21 protein-coding genes and 1 pseudogene are annotated in these 24,413 nt (G+C 55.3%); 10 read left to right on the top strand and 12 right to left on the bottom strand.

The annotated features are described in order from the left end of the window. Positions 1 to 18: 18 nt before the first annotated feature. The 3 genes and pseudogenes from ACT3R4_RS01775 to ACT3R4_RS01765 all read left to right on the top strand — a co-directional run bounded on the left by ACT3R4_RS01775 (position 19) and on the right by ACT3R4_RS01765 (position 2,253). Complete coding sequence (locus ACT3R4_RS01775) at positions 19 to 534, top strand: acyl-CoA thioesterase (RefSeq protein ID WP_172117363.1); 516 nt, start codon at positions 19 to 21, stop codon at positions 532 to 534. A 117-nt stretch (positions 535 to 651) separates the two neighbouring features. Then, positions 652 to 1,656: an ion transporter gene (locus ACT3R4_RS01770; RefSeq protein ID WP_441677295.1), complete on the top strand. Its 1,005-nt coding sequence runs from the start codon at positions 652 to 654 to the stop codon at positions 1,654 to 1,656. Beyond that, positions 1,649 to 2,253: pseudogene (locus tag ACT3R4_RS01765) on the top strand (LysE family translocator). Before ACT3R4_RS01770 ends, ACT3R4_RS01765 begins: the two are co-directional and overlap by 8 nt. Here ACT3R4_RS01765 and ACT3R4_RS01760 read toward each other — a convergent pair. After that, positions 2,250 to 2,567 (bottom strand): I78 family peptidase inhibitor, encoded by a 318-nt coding sequence (locus ACT3R4_RS01760; protein WP_226913400.1) that lies wholly within the window; start codon positions 2,565 to 2,567, stop codon positions 2,250 to 2,252. The pseudogene ACT3R4_RS01765 and the gene ACT3R4_RS01760 sit on opposite strands and share 4 nt — an antisense overlap. A gap of 131 nt (positions 2,568 to 2,698) precedes the next feature. After that, the gene (locus ACT3R4_RS01755; RefSeq protein WP_087105855.1) at positions 2,699 to 2,830 is read right to left on the bottom strand and encodes an entericidin A/B family lipoprotein; all 132 of its coding nucleotides are present in this window, start codon (positions 2,828 to 2,830) and stop codon (positions 2,699 to 2,701) included. Between the two features lie 188 nt (positions 2,831 to 3,018). On the opposite strand from ACT3R4_RS01755, the gene ACT3R4_RS01750 reads away from it, so the two are divergent. Beyond that, the gene (locus ACT3R4_RS01750) at positions 3,019 to 3,438 is read left to right on the top strand and encodes an HIT domain-containing protein (RefSeq protein ID WP_192527586.1); all 420 of its coding nucleotides are present in this window, start codon (positions 3,019 to 3,021) and stop codon (positions 3,436 to 3,438) included. A 6-nt stretch (positions 3,439 to 3,444) separates the two neighbouring features. Here ACT3R4_RS01750 and ACT3R4_RS01745 read toward each other — a convergent pair whose 3' ends face one another. From ACT3R4_RS01745 to ACT3R4_RS01730, 4 genes are read right to left on the bottom strand one after another with little or no spacing between them, the layout of a single operon-like run. Continuing rightward, positions 3,445 to 4,479: a nickel/cobalt transporter gene (locus ACT3R4_RS01745; protein WP_441677298.1), complete on the bottom strand. Its 1,035-nt coding sequence runs from the start codon at positions 4,477 to 4,479 to the stop codon at positions 3,445 to 3,447. A 55-nt stretch (positions 4,480 to 4,534) separates the two neighbouring features. After that, the gene (locus tag ACT3R4_RS01740) at positions 4,535 to 5,167 is read right to left on the bottom strand and encodes a DUF1007 family protein (protein ID WP_264298632.1); all 633 of its coding nucleotides are present in this window, start codon (positions 5,165 to 5,167) and stop codon (positions 4,535 to 4,537) included. A 53-nt stretch (positions 5,168 to 5,220) separates the two neighbouring features. Further along, positions 5,221 to 5,595 (bottom strand): hypothetical protein, encoded by a 375-nt coding sequence (locus tag ACT3R4_RS01735; protein ID WP_441677300.1) that lies wholly within the window; start codon positions 5,593 to 5,595, stop codon positions 5,221 to 5,223. Beyond that, positions 5,592 to 6,152: a hypothetical protein gene (locus ACT3R4_RS01730; RefSeq protein WP_441677302.1), complete on the bottom strand. Its 561-nt coding sequence runs from the start codon at positions 6,150 to 6,152 to the stop codon at positions 5,592 to 5,594. The genes ACT3R4_RS01735 and ACT3R4_RS01730 overlap by 4 nt, the downstream gene beginning before the upstream one ends. Positions 6,153 to 6,258: 106 nt before the next feature. On the opposite strand from ACT3R4_RS01730, the gene ACT3R4_RS01725 reads away from it, so the two are divergent. Both ACT3R4_RS01725 and ACT3R4_RS01720 read left to right on the top strand, forming a co-directional pair. Next, positions 6,259 to 7,398, top strand: coding sequence for a glycerate kinase (locus tag ACT3R4_RS01725; protein WP_441677303.1), 1,140 nt, complete (start codon positions 6,259 to 6,261; stop codon positions 7,396 to 7,398). Positions 7,399 to 7,631: 233 nt separating this feature from the next. Further along, positions 7,632 to 8,108, top strand: a complete 477-nt coding sequence (locus ACT3R4_RS01720; protein WP_441677305.1) for a Dps family protein — start codon at positions 7,632 to 7,634, stop codon at positions 8,106 to 8,108. Between the two features lie 67 nt (positions 8,109 to 8,175). Here ACT3R4_RS01720 and ACT3R4_RS01715 read toward each other — a convergent pair whose 3' ends face one another. Together ACT3R4_RS01715 and ACT3R4_RS01710 are read right to left on the bottom strand one after the other, a co-directional pair. Continuing rightward, a complete protein-coding gene (locus tag ACT3R4_RS01715; protein WP_441677307.1) occupies positions 8,176 to 9,642 on the bottom strand; it encodes an aminoacyl-histidine dipeptidase in 1,467 nt (488 codons plus the stop codon). A 39-nt stretch (positions 9,643 to 9,681) separates the two neighbouring features. Further along, positions 9,682 to 11,874, bottom strand: a complete 2,193-nt coding sequence (locus ACT3R4_RS01710) for a tRNA(Met) cytidine acetyltransferase TmcA (protein WP_441677309.1) — start codon at positions 11,872 to 11,874, stop codon at positions 9,682 to 9,684. 243 nt (positions 11,875 to 12,117) lie between these two features. Here ACT3R4_RS01710 and ACT3R4_RS01705 point away from each other — a divergent pair, with 243 nt between their 5' ends. Further along, positions 12,118 to 13,818, top strand: coding sequence for an ABC transporter permease (locus ACT3R4_RS01705; protein ID WP_441677311.1), 1,701 nt, complete (start codon positions 12,118 to 12,120; stop codon positions 13,816 to 13,818). 6 nt (positions 13,819 to 13,824) lie between these two features. Here ACT3R4_RS01705 and ACT3R4_RS01700 read toward each other — a convergent pair whose 3' ends face one another. Then, a complete protein-coding gene (locus ACT3R4_RS01700; protein ID WP_441677313.1) occupies positions 13,825 to 14,925 on the bottom strand; it encodes an ABC transporter ATP-binding protein in 1,101 nt (366 codons plus the stop codon). A gap of 236 nt (positions 14,926 to 15,161) precedes the next feature. Between ACT3R4_RS01700 and ACT3R4_RS01695 the strand changes: the two genes are divergently transcribed. Further along, positions 15,162 to 16,187: a Fe(3+) ABC transporter substrate-binding protein gene (locus ACT3R4_RS01695; RefSeq protein ID WP_441677315.1), complete on the top strand. Its 1,026-nt coding sequence runs from the start codon at positions 15,162 to 15,164 to the stop codon at positions 16,185 to 16,187. Positions 16,188 to 16,255: 68 nt separating this feature from the next. Here the strand turns inward: ACT3R4_RS01695 and polA are convergent, their stop codons facing one another. Beyond that, a complete protein-coding gene (polA, locus tag ACT3R4_RS01690; protein WP_441677317.1) occupies positions 16,256 to 19,030 on the bottom strand; it encodes a DNA polymerase I in 2,775 nt (924 codons plus the stop codon). Between the two features lie 163 nt (positions 19,031 to 19,193). Here polA and ACT3R4_RS01685 point away from each other — a divergent pair, with 163 nt between their 5' ends. Both ACT3R4_RS01685 and speA read left to right on the top strand, forming a co-directional pair. Then, positions 19,194 to 20,153: a homoserine kinase gene (locus tag ACT3R4_RS01685; RefSeq protein ID WP_441677319.1), complete on the top strand. Its 960-nt coding sequence runs from the start codon at positions 19,194 to 19,196 to the stop codon at positions 20,151 to 20,153. Beyond that, positions 20,150 to 22,063: a biosynthetic arginine decarboxylase gene (gene speA / locus ACT3R4_RS01680; RefSeq protein ID WP_193053324.1), complete on the top strand. Its 1,914-nt coding sequence runs from the start codon at positions 20,150 to 20,152 to the stop codon at positions 22,061 to 22,063. Before ACT3R4_RS01685 ends, speA begins: the two co-directional genes overlap by 4 nt. Before the next feature lie 94 nt (positions 22,064 to 22,157). Here the strand turns inward: speA and ACT3R4_RS01675 are convergent, their stop codons facing one another. Beyond that, the gene (locus tag ACT3R4_RS01675; protein WP_172117345.1) at positions 22,158 to 22,823 is read right to left on the bottom strand and encodes a fumarylacetoacetate hydrolase family protein; all 666 of its coding nucleotides are present in this window, start codon (positions 22,821 to 22,823) and stop codon (positions 22,158 to 22,160) included. A 116-nt stretch (positions 22,824 to 22,939) separates the two neighbouring features. Next, positions 22,940 to 23,923, bottom strand: coding sequence for an ectoine hydroxylase (thpD, locus tag ACT3R4_RS01670; RefSeq protein ID WP_193053325.1), 984 nt, complete (start codon positions 23,921 to 23,923; stop codon positions 22,940 to 22,942). Positions 23,924 to 24,413 lie beyond the last annotated feature (490 nt).

Genomic DNA, 24,413 nt, shown 5'->3' with positions numbered 1-24,413 from the left:
GTTAACCAAGGACACGTTATGTCAGATGCCGCACACACGGCCTTACCAGGACAGCATGAGCTGTCAATGACCGTACTAATGACGCCCGATATGGCGAACTTCAGCGGTAAAGTACACGGGGGCGCTATTCTTAAAAAACTGGATGAAGTCGCTTACGCTTGTGCCAGCCGCTATTCGGGCCACTATGTCGTCACCCTTTCCGTCGACCAGGTGCTATTTAAACAGCCCATTCACGTGGGCGAACTCGTCACTTTTTTGGCCTGCGTTAACCATGTTGGTCGCTCCTCAATGGAGATCGGCATTAAGGTGGTCGCCGAAGATATCCGTAATAAGCTCATCCGCCATACCAACAGTTGCTACCTCACCATGGTCGCGGTGGACCCTGACGGAAAACCCGCCAGCGTTCCCCCTTTGACGCTTACCACCCCTATTCAACAGCTCCGTTTTGAAAAAGCAGCACTGCGAAAAAAGCATCGTAAACAGGCAGAGCAGGAAGAAAAACTTACCCAGCAGCACTATCAGGCGCAGGCTTAACTGCCAGGCGCAGGCTTAATAGGCTAACCCGGATATTACGAGGCGTCGTAGGCAGCGGCCGAATCAGGTGGGCTAAGTGCTTGATGCTGCTTTAATACCCATTCACAAGGAGGTTACATGCCCACCAGACGGCGCTACCCACAATTGCCCAAGCCTGTTGAGTACGCTCATATTGGCTGGGATTTACTGATTCTCATCGCGGTGGTGCTTAATTTAGGGCTTTTGCTGTTTGATTCACTGTTTTTAATCGAGCCTGTTAACCAGGCTATTGCAGGCCTGGCACCCGCCTTTTATACATTTTATGACACCCAAGTCCATAGCCGCTTTTTTACGATTGATCTGTTCTTTGTCGCTTTTTTTGTTGCCGATGTTCTGCTGGGCTGGACCGTCGCCGTGGCCGAAAGGCGCTATCATCGCTGGTTTTTCTACCCCTTTGTGCACTGGTATGACGTTCTGGGCTGTATTCCATTAAGCGGTTTTCGCCTACTCAGAATACTGCGTGTGGTGTCATTACTTCATCGCTTACATCGTCTGCGGCTTATTAACATTACTCACTGGTCGATATATCAATTTTTCTTTAAATATTACGATATCCTGCTTGAGGAGCTTTCTGATCGTATCGCGCTACGGCTTTTGGGCAATGTACAGCAGCAAATTCTGTCCAGCGACTCGCTAACTGAGCGGGTGGTCGACCGAGTCATCATGCCGCGCAAAAAGCAGTTGATTAGTGAAATTGTGCAGCGTCTGGAAAGTACCGTGGGCGAGGCGTACCAACAAAATCGCACGCACGCGATGCAAGCCATTGATGAACTTGTAAGCCGCACGCTACGTGAAAGCCCCGAGATTCAGCGCTTGCACCGCCTGCCGATGGGCCAAACCGCCACGAATGCCATGCAGGCATCTATTAGCGGCGTTGCCCAACGGTTAGTGGATGAGCTTGCGCTGGGCATCCACTCTCCCGAGTTTAGGCAAGTGGTTGAACGCACCGCAGAGAGCGGCTTTAACAGCTGGCTGACCGTCGATGAAGGCAGCCAACGAATCACAGAATTGGTGCTTTACGATATGCTTGAAATGCTTAAAGAGCAGGTGAATCGCCAGCGTTGGAAGGATCGTTATGAATAGTCAGTGGGTTATTCTTGGGCCAGCCGCCCTTTACATGATGTCGATGACCCTAACGCCCGGCCCTAATAACATTATGTTGACCGCGTCAGGCGCCAACTTTGGCTTTAAGCGCACGCTGCCGCATATGGTGGGTATTGTCGGCGGCTGCTTTTTGCTGTTTTTCAGTATTGCTTTGGGGTTAGGCGTGCTGTTTGAGCGCTATCCTTCCCTACAGTTCGCCCTGCGCTGGTTAGGCAGTGCTTACTTGTCTACCTCGCATGGAAAATTGCCAGCGCGCCACCGCCTGATTTAAAGAGCAAGGCACACAGCGTACCCCTTACCTTCTGGCAGGCCGCCGCGTTTCAATTCGCCAATCCCAAGGCGTGGGTCATGGGGCTTGCGTTAATCGCGGGGTTTATTCCTGATCAGGGTTCAACCGTTGCAAACGCGTTAATCCTGGTGGGTTTTGTAGAGCTGGTTGCCTTCCCCTGTTTGGCGCTATGGGCGGGGTTTGGCATGGCGATCGGTCATTGGATTAAAAGCGACGGTGCCTGGCGAATATTTAACGTCACCATGGGAGTGCTCACCGCCGCTTGTGTAGTGCTGATATTGCGCTAACCGCAGCGTAAAGCTTCGACCGTTTCATTACTATCAACATGGATATTCAAGCGGTCCGGCCGGTGGTCCATAGTGGCCACATCGCCTGGACGTAGCACGCGCACCTGGCGCGACTGACTTTCGCTTTGCAACTGCGAAACGTTCGCTTCATCGAAGGCCTCGCCTATGGCGTAGCGAATTGAGGCGGTATCGCAGCTGTCCATGGATACCGGTTGGCCATTTTGATCGCCCGAACCCGACGTTCTAGCCGTGTCAGAACCGGCAGCGCATGCAGAAAGCAGAATAATGCCGCCGCTGGCGGCTAATAATTTCATGTACTGAAACCCATAAGTGGATCGCCACGTATTCATAAACCTACCCCGAATGATTATTAACCTGCAGGCCAAACACACAGTGGGCCAGGCAATTGCCTGGCCCACTCAACATCGTCAAGGGTTCATGGACCTTAGCTTGCGGCGTCCTGAACGGCCTGGCCGCCTCTTTCCACATCCTGGCCTGCGCCAGCCACCGTGTTACAACCGGCCAACGCGCCTGCTGTCATAAGTAGAATAAAACCAGTCGCTAAAAGCTTTTTCATTTGAGTTCTCCTTAACGTGTCTAGCAACAGCGCCTCTGGTAGCGCCTACCCTTTCCAAGGGGTACTTTTAGCGTAACAGTGTTTGGGTAATTTCGCCTGTTTTCCCGAAGGTTGCTCCCTACACCGCGTCATCTACCCAAAGCATCGGCTATCATATACACCATTGAAGACTACCTGGAGCGCGCCCTTTGAACGATTTCACTCTCGACCAACGTCTGGATGCTGACACCTTCCCCATCGCCGACCTGCCGCTTTGTCGTGTGCTGTTAATGAATGATGCGCGCTATCCTTGGGTGATTCTGGTGCCCCGGCTGAATAATATCAGCGAAGTATTTGAGCTTTCCGAGACTGACCAGGCCCAGCTATGGCAGGAAGCAACCCAACTGGGCAGCGTGATGAAAACCCTCTTCGAGGGCGATAAACTGAATATCGCCACCTTAGGTAACGTCGTCAAACAGCTGCATATCCATGTGGTCGTGCGCCACCAGGCTGATGCCACTTGGCCTGCGCCGGTATGGGGCAATGGCAGCGCCGAACCGTATGAGTTGGAGCCACTTGCCGACCTGCGCGATCAACTTATTGCGCATATTGACCGCTTAAACGCTTAGTTGCTGTCAGGGCCTTAAAAGCGGGCTGCTTTGCCTTGCGGGCGGCTCGCCAAGCAAGGGCGCCCCGGCGGGTTGAGAAACACTCGTTGTGACAAGCATAACGCCCAATAGAACAATCAACATGCCGCCGGCCAGCGCCGCCCAACCCACCGCTTTATGCGCCGACTGAGAAGCGTGCTGCTGCCTGGCTAAACGCCGCGTTGCCCAGCGGCGTGCAAACACGCTGGCAAGCGCCAGCGCCGACACCGTCATTCCTGTACCCAGCGACATGGCCAGTACCGATAAAACGCCAATATAAAATTGCCCCAATAGGCTGGCGGCGCCGAGTAAAAGTACCGCGCCACTGCAAGGACGCATACCAATCGCGCCGACCGTCATGATGGCTGTACGCCAATCCAACGCCTGCTCGGGTTCAATATGATGCGCGCCGCCACAGCAGTGGTGGTGGCCATGACTGTGGTCGTGATTGAGATGATGGCTATGGCCATTGCCGTGGTCGTGCTGAACCGGATAAAACGTAATGGGCTGATAAGCACGGCGCAACTGCTTGTAGGCCCGAACGCATAGCCAAACACCCAATAGCGTTATGAGTAAAAAACTGGCCTGCTCAACCCAAACAACACTGCCCATGGCCTGACGCGTTAGCCACCCCAGGCCGTGAACCAGAATGGCCACCATGACAATGGCAGTCACGCCTTGCAACAGAGACGCGGCAAACGAAAGCCCTAATGCTCGCCGCACGGCGCCCCCATGAGAGGCCAGATACGTTGCCAGCACCGCCTTCCCGTGCCCAGGCCCTGCCGCGTGAAAAACGCCGTAACCAAAACTGACGCTCAATAATACCCACCAGGTGGCTTGAGAAGGTTCGCGGGCAAGCTCGGTAATCGCCAGCGTGAGCGAGCGGTTAAAGCTCCGCTGCCAAGCCAGCATCTGGTAGCTTGTGCCCTGTAATCCCCCTTCCCATAAAAATATCACTGCCCCAGCAGCAAGTGCTAATAGCGCAATCAGCATAATGGGCCTGCGCATAACGAGTGATCGCATAAAGCACTACCTTATTTCATACATTCATAGAATTCGTCGGGTCTGCAGCTTGTGATTAGCGGCAATCAACACGCCCTGTTTCGGCAAAAAACCGTCCAAGCCCTGGTTCGGCTTCCTCATCCTGGTCCAGCAGAGCAGCTTGCAGGACCAGCTCAGGGTCAGGTTCGGCGATTAAGATGCTTAGCTCGCAGGCAGGTTCCCCGTGCAGCACCAAGGCGTCGTCTTTAGGCTGGTTATTTTCTGACTCATGAACCATCTCGATATAATACGTTGGATCGTATATTTGATAATCAAGCACGTGGCCCGCCAAGGGTTGGGGCGTTTGTAGCGGGAGGATAAACGTAAAGCTAAGCCGCCCGTCATGCTCCCTGGCCGTGTATTCGGTTACCTCGCCCAATGCCAACGGCTCGCCATCCAGACGAACGTCTGTAAAGTAGTGCTGACCCGCAAGATTATCGCGTATTTCAGTGCCTAACCGGTCAAGCCCAACCTCCAGGCTAACGCCATCCACATGCTGGAGCTCTTCAAACACCACCAGGCTATAAAAAGGGTCCATCCGCCATGCGTGATGCAACCCGCGCACAACGCCCTCCTCGTCGGTCATGACTCGGATACTGAAATCAATCCAGCCATGCGGATGTGCGGTTGCAAGCGGGCTCATCAGCAAGCCGATCAATCCAGCGCCCAGCGCCCAACATTTGCCGCTATAAAAAGTACTTACTCTTTGATCACCACACTGCTTCACGGTGCTAATCCCAACGTTGCTTGTAAATCCACTAGCCACGGATCCAATAAATAAGGCGCCAATGGTTGATTGCCACGCCAAGCCATGACACTCACCTGGCTACCACTCCCGGCTTCACTCACCTGCAGTTGCAAACGGTATTCAGGCCAGCGGGCTAGCGAGGCTTCTGCACGCCCCAGGGTCAAATCGGCGTGGCGTACCACATACCCTTGCTTCATCATCAGCTCCACAGCGCTTCGAAACGTCGTATCGACCGAGGCTGGATAGACAAGCTCACGCGGGACAGACGGCGACGTCGTTGCACAGCCGGTAAGCCATGCACCCAAAAGCATCACGCCCACCCACCTGATATCCCAACGGCCTCGCCTCATAACCCTCTCCCGGTTGGCACCCTGTATTGCTCAAGCGCCGTTTGAAAGCGCTGACAAAAATCATCGTTGCTCGCGCTGTACGACTCCCGCATATCGCCCAGATGGTCGAAGCGGCGGATATCGCGCGAGATACGAATATGGTCGTCGTGGATCAACAGCGAGACCCGCTCGACCTCGACTGGCTGCTGTTGCAGCCCGCCCCCAAAGCCCATTCCGATGCCGATACCGCCGCCGCCTCCCAATCCAAACCCGCCGAAGGCACGTATGCCGCGCCCATAACCGTAGGCGTTATCATAAGGGTCGTAATAGCCACGCAGCGCTTGGGTGCGGCTAGCAGTGACCAAGCCTAACGTCGCATCCGTCGAATTCAGTTCAAATCCCGATTCGGTGAGTAGCGCAACGCTTTGGCGAAGCACTTCTTGGGAGTCTCTTTCAGCACTGTTAGAAAAATAGCAGGCCGCTGAGGGGGCAGGCTCGGCCTGGGGCAGACGGTCTGGCGTCACCTGGCAGCCAGCCAACGCCAGCAGGCAGATTAAGCTAATCGGTATCGACTTCATGTTAGATCCTCGAGCGATGATCACAACTAGTCTATCAGCAAGCAGCGCGTTAAGCTCCTCTCATCATTACAATAGATTAGAGACCGTCATTTGCGGAGGTTGTGCGATGAATATCCTGCTTTGCCCCGATAGTTTTAAAGACGCCCTAAGCGCTGAATTAGCAGCCAAGGCGATGGCGAAAGGCGTACGTAGTGCGGTCCCCGACGCGCAAACACACTGCTGCCCGTTGGCTGATGGTGGCGAAGGAAGCCTGGATGCATTAATTGCCGCAACCGGTGCCAAGCGGTGCTATCAAACGGTTCACGATGCACTTGGACGCCCCCGCGATGCCGCTTGGGGTTGGCTTAGCGAACAGCGTACCGCGTTTATAGAACTGGCAGAAGCCAGCGGATTACAACACTTAAGTCCTCAAGAGCGCAACGCGCTACAAACCTCCACCTTTGGGGTAGGCGAGTTATTTCTCGCAGCGCTTAACCAGGGCGCCAAAAACGTACTGCTACTGCTGGGAGGAAGCGCCACCAACGATGGCGGCGCTGGTATGCTACAAGCCTTGGGCGCCAGGCTTCAGAATGCACATGGCAAGCCACTTGCGCCAGGCGGTGCTGCGCTTGCAGGCCTTGAATTGCTGGATATTTCTGGGCTGGACCCACGCTTGTCCTCACTCAACGTGGAAGCAGCGGTAGATGTGGATAACCCGCTGCTGGGTAAGCGGGGCGCCAGTGCGGTATTTGGCCCTCAAAAAGGCGCCTCCCCTGAAGAGGTAGCTCAGCTTGACCAAGCGCTTGCCCGCTTTGCCGATATTTGCGCCAGCACGTTGGCGCATGACTACCGAGACCTACCCGGCGCAGGTGCCGCAGGCGGAATGGGGTTTGCAGCCAGCGCGTTTCTTAACGCGACGCTGAAACCGGGCATCGAATTGATTATGCAGCACGCAAATATGCCCACTCTGCTCAATAACGCCGACCTGATTATTACCGGTGAAGGACGGCTGGATGGGCAAAGCATGTCGGGTAAAACACCTATTGGCGTTTCTCGTGCGGCCAAGCGCTTGGGTAAACCCGTGGTTATTTTAGCAGGCAGCTTGGGCAATGGTTGGCAAGCCTGTCTTGATGAAGGTGTAACCGCGGCCTTTGCCTTGGCCGATGGCCCCATGACGCTGGAGCAGGCTTTACCCAGAACAGCCGAGTTGCTGGCGGCACGCTGTGAAACAATTATTCGTTTATGGGTAACCCCGGCGGTCACTTGAAAAATATCTCGAACGGCAGTATTACTATAGTTAGGCAGCCTTCGTGAACGCCACGTCGATACATGGTCCGTTTTAAGATCCCGTTATTAAAATTGGGCGGTGTTGCTGTCACGGTAATGTCATAACGCTATGAGTACGATGCAAAAAACCTGTTTTGCAATGTTCCAGCAGCGTTTTATGCTAATCAAACGATTTGATAGCCGTGCTACACGGCTCCAACAAGGAGAGACAGTATGACCGATACCAATAGCATCGGCCTTCATGAAGGCAGTGCCAGCCAGCTTGCCGAGAAACTCAACCACCTGCTGGCGAACTATCAGATTTTTTACATGAACGTGCGCGGCTACCACTGGAACGTGAAGGGTAGCGACTTTTTTGAACTGCACGTCAAGTTTGAAGAGTTTTACACGGACCTGCTGACCAAGGTCGATGAAGTAGCCGAACGTATCCTCACCTTGAGCCACAAGCCGGTGCACGCTTACAGTGACTACGCCACGCTTTCGCATATTCAGGAAGATAAAGACGTACACGAGGGCAAAGCCTGCGTTAACGGCATTATCAAAGGCTATCAAACTCTGATTGAGCTACAGCGCGAAGTGCTCTCACTCGCCTCTGACGCTGACGATGAAGGAACGGCCTCGCTTGTCAGCGACTACATTCGCGAGCAGGAAAAAACCATCTGGATGCTGAATGCCTATCTCGGTAAGTGATAAGCGCTCTTCTCAGCGATAGATGCAAAAACGGCACCTTCTCGGTGCCGTTTTTGTTTAGCTGAGACTAGCCTTTCTGAGCGAGGTCTTCCATCAACGCGCGCAGCATACGCCAGAACTCATCGACCGATGCAAGCTCCACCCGCTCGTCCGGGGAATGAGCCCCACGAATCAGCGGGCCAAACGATATCATATCCAAGTGGGGATATTTACTGCCCAGAATGCCGCACTCAAGCCCCGCATGAATGACTTTAACAGCGGGTTCTTTCTCAAACAGCGCGGCATGGCGTTTGTTAAAAATCGCTAACAGCGCACTGCCAGGGTTCGGCGCCCAACCGGGGTAGCTATTCTCGACACGGACACGTGCGCCAATCAACCCAAACAGTGCCTCAAAACGGTCGGCCAAAGCGATCATTGCGGTATCGTGCAAAGAGCGCACCAGCGCACACAGATGCAAACGCCCCTCTTTCAGGCTGAGTACGCCCAGATTATTGGACGTTTCAACAACACCGGGCACATCAGCGCTCATGCGCTCGACGCCGCAGGGCGCTGCGTGAAGCGCGGCCACCAACATGGCACTGGCGTCCAGGGTTAGCGGGTCTACTGACGCATTATTCACCGCACGCGTTGCCGTCAGCACCAGACCGCTATCGCCACTACCAAGCTCGGCACGCAGGGTACTTTCCAGCGCTTTTAGCGCGTCGAAGGCGGCATCCATTTCGTCAGCGGGCAAGGCCAGCTGAGCAAACGCTTCACGAGGAATCGCATTACGCAGCGTGCCGCCGTGGTAGCTAACCAGCCGCCCATCAAACCCCTCAAGGGTACGCAGCGCACGCACCAGCAGGCGATTGGCATTGCCCAGCGGCTTGTGGATATCCATGCCTGAATGGCCGCCTTTAAGGCCTGTCAGTGCAATCTCGACCAGTTGCTCATCGTCGCGTAGCTTGGCAACGGGTAGCTGGGCATCCACCACCACATCGCCACCGCCCGCGCAGCCGATATACACTTCACCGCGGTCTTCACTGTCCAGGTTAAGCAGCAATGAGCCTTTCAGCCAGTTCTCTGCCAGGTTCAGCGCGCCTCCCATTGAGGTCTCTTCTTCCAGAGTAAACAGCGCTTCAAGCGGGCCATGAGTAAGCTCTGCATCCTCTAGCACGGCAAGAATAGCCGCTACGCCCATTCCGTTGTCAGCCCCGAGCGTCGTACCCTCAGCATGCAGCCAACCATCGGCGACGTAGGTGCTTATTGGATCACGCGAAAAATCATGGGCGCTGTCAGCATTGGCCTGGGCCACCATATCCAGATGGCCCTGCAAAATAACCCCTGGGGCGTGTTCACAACCAGGTGATGCCGGCTTACAAATGCGTAAATTGCCAAAACTATCGCGGTCGTGAGCAAGCCCTTGAGCATCGGCCCAGGCTTCTAGTATCGCGACCAACGCAGCTTCCTGGCCAGAAGGGCGCGGCGTATTACACAGCGTACGAAAATGGCGCCAAACGATAGGCGGCGTTAACGCGTCTAAATGTGCGTTCATAAAAGCTCTTCATTATCGGTAACCGACCCACTTTACTCCTCAAGGCGACGAGGGAAAAGCATGCATTGATGCCACCTGCCCCACCGCTTGGCGTAGTGCACGAACGGACGCATTATGCGCAGCGGCTAAAGGCTGGTTTTGAAAGGCCCACGCCGCCAGTTGGTGATGCGCGGTTGCCATGCCTGATGAGGGCACGTGGCTGGCTTCTCGCGCCAGCGCTTGTAGCGCAGGCCGCGCCAGCGCCGGGTCACGATGCGCATAGGCGACATCGTTGATGGCTTGGCGCTCCTTTGCGGTTAGCGGTGCAGAAGGCAGCCCGCGTAGTAACAGTGTGACTACCTCGGCGGGCAGCGTGGTTAATTCAAAGGCCAGCAAGCTGGGCAGCGCTGCGCTGAACCCTGCCGTTAACGAATGCAGTACCGCGCGCCCCTCAACGTTCAGCGCTTTGGCAACCATCACCGCAAATTCCCCGGTAGCCGCTTCACGGGTGATGCCCAGCCGCACGGGCTGAAACCCTTGGGCAAGCCAGAAGCGTAGTAGCGACGCTTCGGCGCCGAAGGTGGCGCCATAAAGCGCAATGCCTTGCTGCGCGGCCTCCTGAACATCCTCGGCAATAAGCTGTTGCCCCAGTCCTTCCCGGCGGCGCTCTGGATGAGTGGCGATACGCACGACACGCCGCCAACGGGCGGTCAGTGCTGTACGGCTGCCCATGTGGGCGGCCAGCGACTGCGCCATCAAATGCCCTTGCGGGCGGCGCTCTCCCCGTGCGACTTGCTCGGCAAGCGAGGCATCAAAACCGCCCTCTTCTCGTGCCACCAGAACCGCTTGAGGGGCATGTTTGTGCCCCAGTAGACGCAGCGTGGTTCCGGGTCCGTCTAACAGCTGACGCACGTCACTTGGAGAGGTCCGGTAGTGAGACTGCACCAACAGGCCAAACAGCGCTTCAAGAGCAGCTTCCTCCTGGGCAAGGCAGGCACGTTCGAGTGTATATGAGTTATCCGCGTAATTGTCACGTTGCCCCAAGGCTGGCAAAGGCGCCTTGAGTAGCAGCAACCGGTTTATGGCGGCTTCAAGAGGATCACCGGCATTCCAACGGATGGGGGTGTCCAGCGTCAAGGCTTTCCATTGCGGCGTCAGCCGGGTCAATACGTCTTTAAAGCGCAAGGCAAACCCTCGCCCCGAACCTTCGTAGCCATCAACGGTGGTCGCAAACGCAATACGTGGAAACGCCGCCAGCCACTGACCCAACAAGGCAGCAGGAATCGCCGCGGCTTCATCCACCATTAAATAGCTGCCATCACCTCCCAACTGTTTGGCCGCAACCTGCTCGGTAAGTACATCCGGGGGCAAAAAGCTCAGCTCGCGGTTATCTGCGAGTTGAAAACGTCCTGGGGCGATGCGCGCTCCGTCAGGGCACAGGGCTTCAAGCCGAGCGAACAGACTCTCCACGGCGCTTAACCTGGGAGCCGTCACAATGATATTCGAGGTTCCATTTTCTAAAAGCCGTGCGCAAGCGATCCCAAGCGCGGCACTTTTACCCCGCCCACGATCAGCGGTAATCACCACCGGGCGGCGGCGCTTCAAACGTACAAGCTGGGCAACGATAGCCGATTGATCCGCCGTGAGACACGCGCTATCGCTAACGCTCTGTGGACAATTCGTGCTGGCGGGTAAACGGGGAAGCTTTGGCACTCCAGGGGCATGCCAAGGGATGACATCTGTACGCTCATAAAGCAGGCGAGCCAATCGCGCCAGATAGTGCGACGTTAACTGCTCCCAGTGCCAAGGGTGGTCAGCAAAACGCGCGTAATCCGGGTCCGGATGACGGCCCCAAGGCTTGGGAGTAATAAGCACCAGCAAGCCTCCCGCTGTCAACGTGCCTGCCAGCGCGCCTAGCGCGTCAGGATCAAAGCCCGCCTCGCCACTGGCATCCAGCACGATGAGCTGATGCTCTGCACCTAAACGCGTGCGCGCCTTACGGGGCGTTATCCAAGGCGCAACGGGCACATCATCGGCCTGATGAGCAACCCATAAGGGTGCTGTCCAGTTAGCAGCCTGCCACAGCCGATGCGCGTGGGCACGGCATTCGCAAGGCCTACCGGTTAGCCATACCAGTTGACGCCAACGCCTCCTCTCCAGCCGCTTGGAATGGGCAACTAGCGTTTGAACTGGCCGTTCACTAGCCATGCCTAACGTTTCCGTCAGCTCGCTTGGTGGTGATAACCCTGGCATCAAGACTCCTGACACGCGTTATTGCTTAAGTTCTTGCTTAAAATAATGCTCGAAAAGTAGGTCTATTTTCGCCGTTTTTCCCTTTTGCACAACACTCATTGGCTAAACAGGGCGCGGAGTATCTTAACGAGGGGTTGGGCGCGGAGATAGCTGCAGCCACACTACCCAAGTGATACTATTTACAGCTGTTATTTTTTCGCATTGACGAGTCAGCCTGCCAGCCTCGTCTTAGGAGACAACGACGTGCCCATTCCCGCTCGCCGTTCACGATTGGCGCTACTCGCTGACGGTATATCCCGCTTTAGGCTATCACTCACACCCTGGTCATGTGCGCTGTTCTTGATTGCGCTGACGGTGGCACTGCCGATTCTGGTCGTCTTGAGCTATATCTTTGTGCCGACTGAAGGCGTCTGGCAGCACTTGGCGAGCACCGTCTTGAGCCGCTATCTGTCGAATACCTTTTGGCTTGTGCTCTGGGTGGGGCTGGGTACGTTAATCCTGGGCGCCGGCAGCGCCTGGCTGGTGGTGATGTGTCGCTTTCCAGGCAAACGAATCTTTGAATGGGCGCTTTTATTGCCGCTGGCGGTGCCGACCTATGTTATCGCCTACGCTTACACGGATTTTTTGCAGGTGGCAGGGCCGCTACAGAGTGCGCTTCGAGGATGGTTTAACTGGCAGTATGGCGACTACTACTTCCCCAATGTACGTTCGCTAGGCGGCGCCGCAACGCTGATCACGTTTGTGCTGTATCCCTACGTTTATTTGCTCGCCCGCGCCTCCTTTCTTGAGCAATCGGTATGCGTACTCGATGTAGGGCGCACGTTGGGTCGTGGCCCTTGGCATCTGTTTGCAAGCGTTGCTCTACCGCTGGCGCGCCCCGCCCTGGTGGGCGGCGTTTCGCTGGTACTGATGGAAACCCTCAACGAGTTTGGCGCGGTGCAGTTTTTTGGCGTGGATACCTTTACCACCGGCATCTATCGCACCTGGTTTGGGCTGGGCGAACCCGTGGCAGCCGCTCAGTTGGCGGCCTGTTTGCTGACGTTTGTGATTGTACTGGTGCTGCTGGAGCGCTTCTCGCGCGGGAAGCGGCGCTATTTTCATACCACCAACCGCTACCAGCAGTTGCCTGAGTATCGCCTGCACGGTTGGCGCGCCCTCGGCGCAACGCTCGCCTGTTTGCTGCCTATCGTCATCGGCTTTTTATTGCCCAGCGGCATTCTGCTGAACCTTGCCATTCAGCATGGCGACGCCCTGCTGGGCACGCGCTTTATCCGCTTCGCTACCAACAGCTTAAGCCTTGCCACAGTAGCAGCGTTGATTGCCGTGGGCCTGGCGGTGCTGTTGAGCTATGGCGTCAGGCTACATAATTCGCCCGGCGCCCGGCTATTTACCCGAATCGCCGCCATGGGCTATGCCATTCCCGGCTCGGTGGTGGCGGTGGGTATCTTGATTCCCTTTGCCTGGCTGGATAGCACGCTGAATACGTGGCTACACGCCCACTACGGAAAAATTATCGGCCTGGTGTTTAGCGGCTCGGCGTTTATTTTAATTTATGCCTATGTCGTGCGCTTTTTGGCCGTGTCATTTAATGCGGTTGAGGCAAGCCTGGGCAAAGTGACTCCCAATATGGACGCCGCCTCGCGCACTTTAGGCCAAACCGCAGGTGGCACGCTGCGCCGTATTCATACGCCGCTGATGCGTAGCAGCCTGCTGGCCGCCGGAATTCTCGTGTTTGTGGATGTAATGAAGGAGCTGCCCGCGACGATTATCCTGCGGCCGTTTAACTTCGATACTCTGGCGGTGCGTGCTTATAGCCTGGCGTCTGATGAGCGCTTGGCTGAGGCCTCCACCGCGTCGCTGGCTATTGTGGTGGTCGGCATCTTGCCGGTGATTCTGCTTAGCCTGGCCATGCGCCGGGCTCGGCCCGGCAGCCATACTCAGTAAGTCTACCTAGGCTTCATCCTGAAAAACAAACACCTGAGAGTGGTCCAGGTCGATATCAATCGGCTGGCCCTCCTGGGGCAGAAAGACGCCAGGCACGCGGGCATGTAGATGCGCCTCCTGGCCATCAGCCCCGTGGGCGCACAAATGAATGAGGCTGGAGCGCCCGAGTAACTTTGCCATGACCACGTGGCTATGGCGGTGGGCGGCTGCGGGCAAGTCGCGTTCCTGAAGCCGCAGCGCCTCAGGGCGAATCATGATCCGCGCCTTACTGCCTTCGGGCAGCCAGCTGGCATCTATTTCACCTACCGGGGTCTGCACACGGCCCTGCTTAACCGTGCCGCTGAGTTCATTTACTTCACCAAAAAAGGTCACCACAAACGGATCGACCGGCGTGCAGTAAAGCTCACGTGGCGTGCCCGTTTGAATAATTCGGCCATCGCGCATGAGGGCAATTCGGTCGGCCATAAACATGGCTTCTTCGGGGTCGTGGGTCACCAGTAACGTGGCTGACCCCAGTTTCTTCAACACGTGCAGCGTATCGTCGCGAATACGGTCACGCAGGCGTGCATCCAGGCTCGAAAAGGGTTCGTCGAGCAGCATCAGCTTGGGTGTTGGCGCAAGCGCCCGGGCCAAGGCGACGCGCTGTTGTTGCCCGCCAGACAGCATGTGCGGGTAGGTATCGATATAATCCGCCATCCCCAACTGAGTCAACAGCTCGACCGCGCGTTCACGGCGCTGACGTGCGGGCAACTGTTTGAGCCCAAAGGTGACGTTTTCCAGCACGCTTAAGTGAGGGAAAAGCGCCGAGTCCTGAAATGCCAGGCCGACATTACGCTTTTCCGGCGGAAGGTGACGCTGGCCGGGTGACGCGACGGCCTGCCCTTCCAGGCTAACGCTACCTTGTTGAAGGGCTTCCAGCCCCGCGGCAATACGTAATAGCGTGGTTTTACCGCATCCCGATGGCCCCAGCAGGCACACGACTTCTCCAGGGGAAATCTCTAACGAGACACCTTTCACCACTTGGTTTGCCGCATACGTATGGTGAACATCGTGTAGCGAAAGCGCCTGTAGCGTGGCGTTATCGGGAGCTGATACGGTTACTGCCATAATGTCACCATGTTCTCGTTGAACCAGCGTCTCACTTAGCCAGCACTTTTGGCGTGCTGCTCGGCAGACTGCGTTGAATATCAACACCATTGTATTTTTCATTCGCTTGATATGCACGCAGGGTTGCACAACCACGAACACCTTGTTCTTTTTTCCCTTGACGCGGGTACTGCGAAAGTATTCAATATTAAAACTTAATGCAACTTATTCTCATAATCATTTAGGACGCTAACTATATGAAAACAACACGTCTTTCAGTCGCTATCGCCGCCATTTTTGCGGGCGCTGCTGTATCAAGTACAGCACTTGCCGATTCGGTTAACATTTACTCTGCCCGCCACTACGATTCGGATGAAATCCTCTATAAAGCGTTCACCGACGAGACGGGCATCGAAGTGAACGTTCTGGAAGGCGACTCCGATCAACTGATGGAGCGCATGCAGCGTGAGGGCATTGCCAGCCCCGCCGACGTCATGCTGACGGTTGATGCGGGCCGTTTATGGCGCGCCGAGCAGGATGGCCTGTTCCAAAGTGTGGATTCTGAGGTACTGAGCGAGCGTCTGCCGGAGTCAATGCGCCACCCTGACAATTTATGGTTTGGCTTTAGCCAGCGTGCACGGGTAATTTTCTATAACCGCGATAACTTCGACCCCAGCCAAATCGAAAGCTACGAAGATTTAGCCGATCCTCGGTTTGAAGGCCAGCTGTGCATTCGCTCCTCCAACAACATCTATAACCAGTCGCTGCTTGCCTCCATGATTGAGCATCACGGTGAAGAGGGTGCCGAAGAGTGGGCCCAGGGCGTGGTTAACAACCTGGCACGTAACCCCGAAGGTGGTGATACTGACCAGATTCTTGGGGTCGCCAGTGGCGAGTGTGACTTGGCCGTTGCCAACCACTACTACTATGTTCGTATGCTCCATTCCGACAACGAGTCTGACCGTGAAGCAGCGCGCAAGGTGGGAGCAATTTTCCCCAACCAGAACGACCGTGGCACCCACGTTAACGTTGGCGGTGCAGGCCTGGTAGCCAATGCGCAAAACCCGGAAAACGGCATTAAATTCCTGGAATTCTTATCATCTGATGGCGCCCAGGAAATCTTCGCCGAGCGTAACTATGAGTTCCCGGTCGTCGAAGGAGTCAAGAAAGACCCGGTATTAGAGTCATGGGGTGACTTCAAAAAGGATGAGCTGAATATTAATGTGCTGGGTGAGAATAACCCCGAAGCCATTCGTATTTTTGACCGCGTCGGCTGGCGCTAAGCCCTCCCCCACGCAAACAAAACGGCCCGCCATTTGGCGGGCCGTTTTCATGTAAGCACTGTTTACATTTAGTGGGCTTCATCCCAGTTGGCACCGCTTTCGGCTTCAACAATCAGCGGTACTTTAAGCTCAGCGGCGGCTTGCATACGCGTTTGCACTTCACCAATAAACGCTTCCACCTGCTCTTCTTTCACCTCAAACACCAGTTCATCATGTACTTGCATGACCATCAGCGCATCGAACTCGCCCTCTGCAAGCCAAGCGTCCACGTCGATCATGGCCTGTTTGATGATATCCGCGGCGGTGCCCTGCATGGGCGCGTTGATCGCGGTACGCTCGGCGCCCTGACGGCGGTTGCGGTTTTGCGAGTGGATTTCCGGCAGGTACAGGCGGCGCCCCAGCACGGTTTCCACAAACCCATCTTCCGCGGCCTGGGTGCGAATCCGGTCCATATAGCGAGCCACGCCTGGGTAGCGGTCAAAGTAGCGGTCGATATAAGTTTGCGCCTGATTGCGCTCGATATGCAGCTGGCGCGCAAGGCCCCACGCGCTCATACCGTAAATCAGCCCGAAGTTAATCGCTTTAGCACTACGCCGCTGGTCACTGGACACTTTGTCCAGCGCGGTGCCGAAGACTTCCGCAGCAGTGGCCGTGTGGATATCGCGATTCTCGGCAAACGCTTCCAGCAGGCCCTTATCTTCTGAAAGGTGCGCCATGATGCGCAGCTCAATTTGCGAGTAGTCGGCGGCAACGATGCGATAGCCAGGCCGAGCAATAAATGCTTGGCGAATCTTGCGCCCCTCCTCGGTGCGGATCGGAATGTTCTGCAGGTTCGGGTCCGATGAAGAGAGACGACCGGTGGCGGTGACCGCCTGGTGATAACTGGTGTGTACCCGGTTATTTGCCTTGTTGATCAAGCGCGGCAGCTTATCGGTGTAGGTGGACTTCAACTTGGAAAGCCCGCGATGCTCCATGATGACCTTGGGCAGCGGGTAATCCAGCGCCAGCTCCTCAAGCACCGCTTCGGCCGTTGATGGCGCGCCTTTGGGTGTTTTCTTGAGAACAGGGATCTTCAGCTCATTAAACAGAATTTCGCCTAACTGCTTGGGCGAGCCCAGATTAAACTCACGCCCGGCCAGGTCAAACGCTTCAATTTCCAGTTCACGAATGCGCTTATCCAGCTGTTGGCTCTGCGCGTGTAGGCGCTCAGCATCTATCGCCACGCCGTTACGCTCAATGCGGGAAATCACCTTGATCAGCGGCAGCTCCAGGTGATCCAGCACCTGGGCCAGGCGCCCCTCTTTATCTACCTGCGGGCGCAACACATCGTACAAGCGCAGGGTAATATCCACATCTTCACAGGCATAAGGTGCTGCCTGCTCTAACGCTATCTGGTTGAAGGTCAGCTGCTTGGCGCCTTTACCAGCGATCTCTTCAAACGAGGTGGTTTTCTCGCCCAGGTACTTAAGTGCCAGCGAATCCATGTCGTGGCGCGTTGCCGTGGAATTCAGTACATAAGAGGCCAGCATGGTATCGGCCAGCGTTCCAGCAACGATAATGTCGTAGTTGGCCAATACGGAAATATCGTACTTGAGGTTCTGGCCAATCTTGACGATCTTTTGATCTTCGAGCAGCGGTTTAAGCGCAGCTAAAACCTTGGCTCTATCCAACTGAGCGGGAGCATCCAAATAGTCGTGGGCCAGCGGAATATAGGCCGCCTCGCCAGCGTCGAGCGCCAGGCCAATTCCCACAATTTCTGCTTCCATGTAATTCAGGCTGGTCGTTTCCAGATCAAAACAGAACCGCTTGGCGCTTTTTAAGCGCTTGAGCCAAGCGTCCAGTTCGCTTTGCTTAACGATGACATGGTCCTGGCGCTCTTGACGGCTGGCTGGCTGCGCATCACTGGTTTCCTCAGCATCCTCAGGTACCGGTTCGCCGCCTTTTACGTCATCCACGCCTTCATCTTTTCCCTCCAGCAGTTCAGCCAGCCACTGCCTGAATTCAAGCTCTTTATAAAGCGCAACCAGCTGTTCGCGATCCGGGTGCGCAATATCTAAATTATCCAGCCCAACCGGCAGATCGCAGTCGACTTTGATGGTGGCGAGCTGATAGGAGAGATAGGCCTGCTCACGGTGCTCTTCAAGCTTTTTGGATAACGTTTTGGCCCCACGAAACGAGAGCGTTTTAACCCGCTCTAAATCCCCGTAAATGGTGTCCAGCCCGCCGCCCATTCCCTGCAGCAGCCCCAAGGCGGTTTTCTCGCCCACGCCCGGCACGCCCGGGATGTTATCGACCTTGTCGCCCATCAAGGCGAGGTAATCGATAATCAGAGCAGGCGGCAAACCAAACTTGTCTTCCACACCGGTCTCATCCAGGGTTTCATCCTTCATGGTATTAACCAGCGTGATATGCGCATTCACCAGTTGCGCCATATCTTTATCGCCGGTGGAGATCACTGCATCCCGACCCGCCTGCGTGGCACGGTGCGCTAACGTACCTATCACGTCATCCGCCTCCACGCCGTCAATGCATAAAAGCGGCAAACCAAGCGCCTTTACGCAGGCATGCAGTAGGGCAACCTGGCTGCGTAAATCATCCGGCATCGGTGGGCGATGCGCCTTGTAGTCTTCAAAGAGCTCATCACGGAAGGTTTTGCCCGGCGCATCAAACACCACCGCCATTGGGCTTTGCGGATAATCCTTTATGAGCCGTTTGAGCATGTTCAGCACGCCCTTAACGGCTCCCGTCGGTTGGCCATTAGAGGTTGTTAACGGCGGCAGCGCGTGGAAGGCACGATACAAGTACGAGGAACCATCGACGAGCACGATCGGGGCACGGGCCATAACCAATATCCATTGCAAAAAAAGTATAGGGTCATGATACGCGCTAAGCGCCAGCGGCTGAAATAAACTGGCGGATACAAATACGCTTAAGCGCTTAACAACGCTGCCAACTCAGCCAGCAAGCCGCTACAATAATCAGCTTAGCAACCTGGGCGAGACTTTCATGGCTGTATTCACCCCGCTTAGCGACGCACAGGTCGCTACGTTTTTAGACAACTTTGATGTTGGTGGCTTTGTGTCTCTGCAAGGAGTCGCGGGCGGCACCGAAAATTCAACGTTTTTTGTTACCACGCAGCGCCGAGAACTGGTGCTCACCCTGTTTGAACAAGGTGAACATGAAGAGCTGCCGTTCTTCGTCGACCTGCTGGACTACCTGGATGAACACCGTTTGCCAGTGCCAGGCCCGGTTCATGACCGCGATGGCATTGCACTGCACAGCCTGGCGAATAAACCGGCCCTGCTATTTCCGCGTATGCCGGGCCGTCATCCCGTCGCCCCTAACCTAGCGCAGTGCCGGGCGCTTGGGGATACGCTGGGGCGTTTGCATGTGATCTCACAGCACTTCTCCGGCCATCGCCCGAACCCCCGCGACTTGCACTGGCTACAGGCCATGCACCATAAAGTATTGGCGTACTTAAGCCCTGATGATCAGGCATTAATGAAAAACGAAGTCGAGGATTTTGAAAGCGCCTTCAGTCAGTACGCCAAGCTGCCCCAAGGGGCTATCCATGGTGACCTGTTTCGCGACAACACGCTGTTCGATGGCGACCAGCTTGGCGGCATCATTGATTTTTATAATGGCTGTACTGGTGACCTGCTGTTTGATCTCGCCATCGTGATTAACGACTGGGCATCAAATGAAGACGGCACGCTCAATGCAGAGCGCTATAATGCCTTGCTGGGGGCTTACCTGGCACGCCGACCACTCACCCACGATGAGCGTGACGTATGGCCGATAATGCTGCGCATGACGGCGCTACGCTATTGGTTATCGCGCCTGTTGGTCGTCTACGTTGACCCACCGGCTCACGATTTAACACCTCACGACCCCGAGCGTTTTCATACCATCTTAAACGCGCGCATTGCGTATGGCGCCTTACCTCTTCCTGAGGCTGACTTATGAGTGCAACGCAAAGTGGGTCAGCACTAAGTGCTCGCCGCACATGGAATATCGACCAATGGGGCAGCGGCTACTTTGATGTAGACGACCACGGCCAAGCTCTGGTACGCCCCCTAGGCAGCGACGCCGAAGGCCCTACCCTGCCCCTGCGTGAGCTGGTGATTCAGTTGCAGGAGGCGGGCCTACGCCTGCCTATTCTGGTGCGCTTTAGCGATATTCTGCACGACCGGGTTGAACAGCTGTGCGGCGCCTTTGATGCTGCCATGAGTGATATTGACTACCAGGGCGGCTACACGGCGGTTTACCCCATCAAGGTTAACCAACAGCGCCGCGTGGTCGAGGAAATTCTGGCGACTTCCGAGCGCGGTAATGGCCGAGTGGGCCTGGAAGCGGGCAGCAAGCCCGAGCTTCTTGCCGTGCTTGCTCTCTCGGGCGGCGGGTCATCGCTAATCGTGTGTAACGGCTACAAGGACCGTGAGTACGTGCGCCTTGCCCTGCTGGGCGAGAAGCTTGGCCACCGTGTTTACCTGGTCGTGGAAAAGCTCTCCGAGCTTGCGATGATCATGGAAGAGGCCCGGGAGCTGGATGTTACCCCGCGTATTGGCCTGCGTGCGCGCCTGGCCTCAGTAGGGAAAGGCAAGTGGCAAAATACCGGCGGTGAAAAATCCAAGTTCGGCCTGACTGCCAGCCAAATTCTGGAAGTGGTGGAAACGCTGCGCGCCCAGGACGCCTTGGCAAGCCTGCAGCTGGTGCACTTCCACTTGGGCTCGCAGATCGCCAATATTCGCGACATTCAGCGTGGCCTGCGTGAGTGTGCCCGCTTTTATCAGAACCTGATTACCCTTGGCGCACCGATTGATACGGTCGATGTGGGCGGCGGCCTAGGCATTGACTATGAAGGCACTCGCTCGCGCAGTTACTGCTCTGCCAACTACTCGATGCGTGAATATGCCCGTAACGTGGTGAGCGCCTTTGCTCAGCTGTGCGAAGAGTCCCATTTACCTCAGCCCCATTTAATCAGCGAATCGGGCCGGGCATTGACGGCCCACCACGCAGTGCTTATTACCAATGTGATTGGCGAAGAGCGCATTGATGATACGCCGCCCGAGAAGGCGCCTCGGGACGATATACAGGTTGATGCCCTGTGGCGCGTGTTCGACCAGCTTGCCACGCCTCAGGAGCCGCGCATGCTGGTCGAGGCCTGGCATGACCTCTTGCAGGCAGTAAGCGAGTTACAGGACAGGTTTGTGCTGGGCCTGAGCGATATCAATGCCCGTGCCGAAGGCGAGCGCCTGTATTTGGCCGCCTGTGCGCGTTTGCGCAGTCAATTGGATACTCGTAATCGGGCACACCGCGAAATTATGGACGAGCTCGCCGAGAAGCTGGCTGACAAGCTGTTTGTTAACTTTTCGCTGTTCCAGTCGGTGCCTGATGTGTGGGGCATTGAGCAGATCTTCCCGGTACTGCCATTAAGCGGGCTGAATCAACCCCCAACACGCCGTGCTGTCATTCAGGATATTACCTGCGATTCAGACGGACGTATCGACAGCTACGTTGATGGACAAGGTGTAGAAAGCACCCTACCCCTTCCCGAATGGCCCTCGGAAGATGAGCGCTGGCTAGGCTTTTTCCTGGTGGGGGCGTATCAAGAAATTCTGGGTGACTTGCATAACCTGTTCGGCGATACCGACTCGGTTGACGCCGCATTAAACGAGCACGGCGAGTGGGTGCTTTCCAATCCGCTGGCGGGTGATACCGTTGCCGATGTACTGGCCTACGTCAACTTTGACGCCAAGGAACTTATGCAAAAGCTGACTGAGCAGATCGTCAATAGCGATTTCTCAGAGCAAGAGCAGGAAAGCTTTGCGGCAAGCCTGCACGAAGGACTGGAAGGCTATACGTATTTAGAGTAACGCTATCGCCTTACTTTTTTGCCTTACTTTTCAGCACCAATAGAAAGCGTCCCCCCTGGATGACCAAGGGGCGCTTTCACTATGCAACGCTGGCTTATTCAGTAACAGTGGTTGTCACTTCCAGACCGCCGGTCAGCGTTAAGCGCAGTGATGTGCCTCGAGTTAATTCACCGACACCGGCGGGGGTGCCGGTTAAAATGACATCACCCGGCTCAAGCGTGAAATGACGGCTCATTTCCGCGACCAGCGAGGGAATCGCAAAGATCATATCCGAACCTTCCCCATGCTGGCGCGCTTCACCATCAACCTCCAGCGTAAAGGCCAGCGCATTCCAGTTGGGTACTCGGCTTAGCGGCAGGAACCTGGATAGCGGGCAAGACCCATCAAAACCCTTGGCGATCTCCCACGGGTGGCCCTTCTCTTTCAGCTTCGTTTGTACATCGCGTAGCGTTAAATCAAGCGCTAAACCAATACCCACAATCGCACGTTCCGCTTCATCCGGCGTCGCGTGGGTGAGGGTTTCCCCAACTAATAGGGCCAGTTCGGTTTCGTAGTGTACATCGCCTTGAGAAAAAGGCGGGCTCAGCGGCTGCTCTATATCCACGACACTCGTCGCAGGCTTAATAAATAACAGCGGCTCGCTGGGAACGGGATTATCCAGTTCTTTCGCGTGATCAGCATAGTTGCGGCCAACACATACGACTTTACCCAATGCATGGGGAAATGCCTGACCGTCAGTAAATTGTGGAACAAGACGCATGGCGGGTACTCTCCTTCTCATTATACGTGCCGCGTTCTTAACAACAGACGCAACAGTTTACCCTACCTATGTGCATGTTCCACAACCTAATACGAGGTTATCGTTCATCCTCCCAATCACTTATCGACTCGCCACTCATGGCCTGGGTCATGGGCTAGAAAGTCCGGACGCTGCTGCGGGGCCGCATATGGCTCGCGGCAGCGATTATCGGGGCGGTTAAAGACGAAGAATACGTTACTGCGCGGGTCCGGCGACAAGTTAGCGTTTGAGGCATGCAGTGTATTGCAATCAAACAGCAATAGCCCACCGGCCTTACCTTTCGGCGCTTCAATACCGTGCTCGGCGACCAGTTCAGTGAGAGCCTCTGGGCTTGGCACGCCCACTTCCTGCGCTTTCAACGAACGCTTATGGTTATCCACTGGCGTCTCCCCCATGCAGGGCACAAACTTCTTGTGCGAGCCAGGAATCAGCATCAGCGGGCCATTAAATTCGTGATTATCGGTCAGGATCAAGGACGCACTCACTGCATGCATGCCGGGCATACCATCCTCAGCGTGCCAAGTCTCAAAATCCGAGTGCCAGTTAAAGCCCTTACCGGCGAACCCCGGCTTGTAGTTAATGCGTGACTGATGCACATAAGGATCATCACCAATCACCTGCCGAGCGGCGCCCGCCACGCGCTCATCTCTGGCCAGTGCGCCCAAGCGTTCTGAAAGGTGGTGTACCGCAAACAGTGAACGAATTTCGTTACTTTCAGGCTCAGTAATACTGAAGTCTTTATCGCGGTAAGTATCCGTACTCATAAGTGCCTGCATCTCAGCACGTAGCTCATCAAGCTCACTACCGCTAATCAGATTCGGGATAAACAAAAAGCCTTTACGTTCAAATTCATCCAGTTGAGGTTCGCTTAAAGGCCCTGACAGGTGACGCCCTTTTACAACGGCGTCCTGACGCGCCTGCCAAAGTGCTTGAGGAGGCTGTGCCAAGCGCGATGGATAGGGATCATAAAATTTCGCATGTTGCGAAGAGGGCGAATCCGCTAACTCGCTGTAATGCTTATGGGCGGTCACATTATGAAAAGATAGATTGCTGACTGTCATCTAATCCACTCCTTGTATGATTAAATTTCAGACCAATGTCATTGCCATAACAAGGTAGCTAACTTATACGTCTCTGCAAGGCATAACACAGCCTTTATAACGTGGATTAAACCAACATCGCTTAAGCGATTTTTAACGGTTTAATAAAGTAAAACTTAACCAAACCCGTCAATCACTTACAACACCCAATCAACATTGACTGAAAACGCCAACCCTAAAGATAACAAACATTGAGTTTTCACGAATTATAAAAAAGATTTCTTACTGCTCTATCAAAGCCACCTTTCGTTATTTAAATGTCTGACCAGTTTTCATACTTGGACCGTAGCGATGGAAAACATCCTTGCCACCACATTGACGCTTTAAGGGATTATCAGCACTAACTTTAACACACTTTACCAACTCAAATCAGCCATGCGGTTTCATGCTATCCAAGCCATGCCAACAGCCCTCTCCAATGGAGAGGGCTTTAGAAAGTGGCAATTTCATT

Origin of the sequence: Halomonas sp. AOP7-E1-9 (assembly GCF_052376035.1) — a bacterium.
Taxonomy (GTDB): domain Bacteria; phylum Pseudomonadota; class Gammaproteobacteria; order Pseudomonadales; family Halomonadaceae; genus Vreelandella; species Vreelandella citrativorans.
This window is presented reverse-complemented; position numbering and strand designations above follow the sequence as displayed.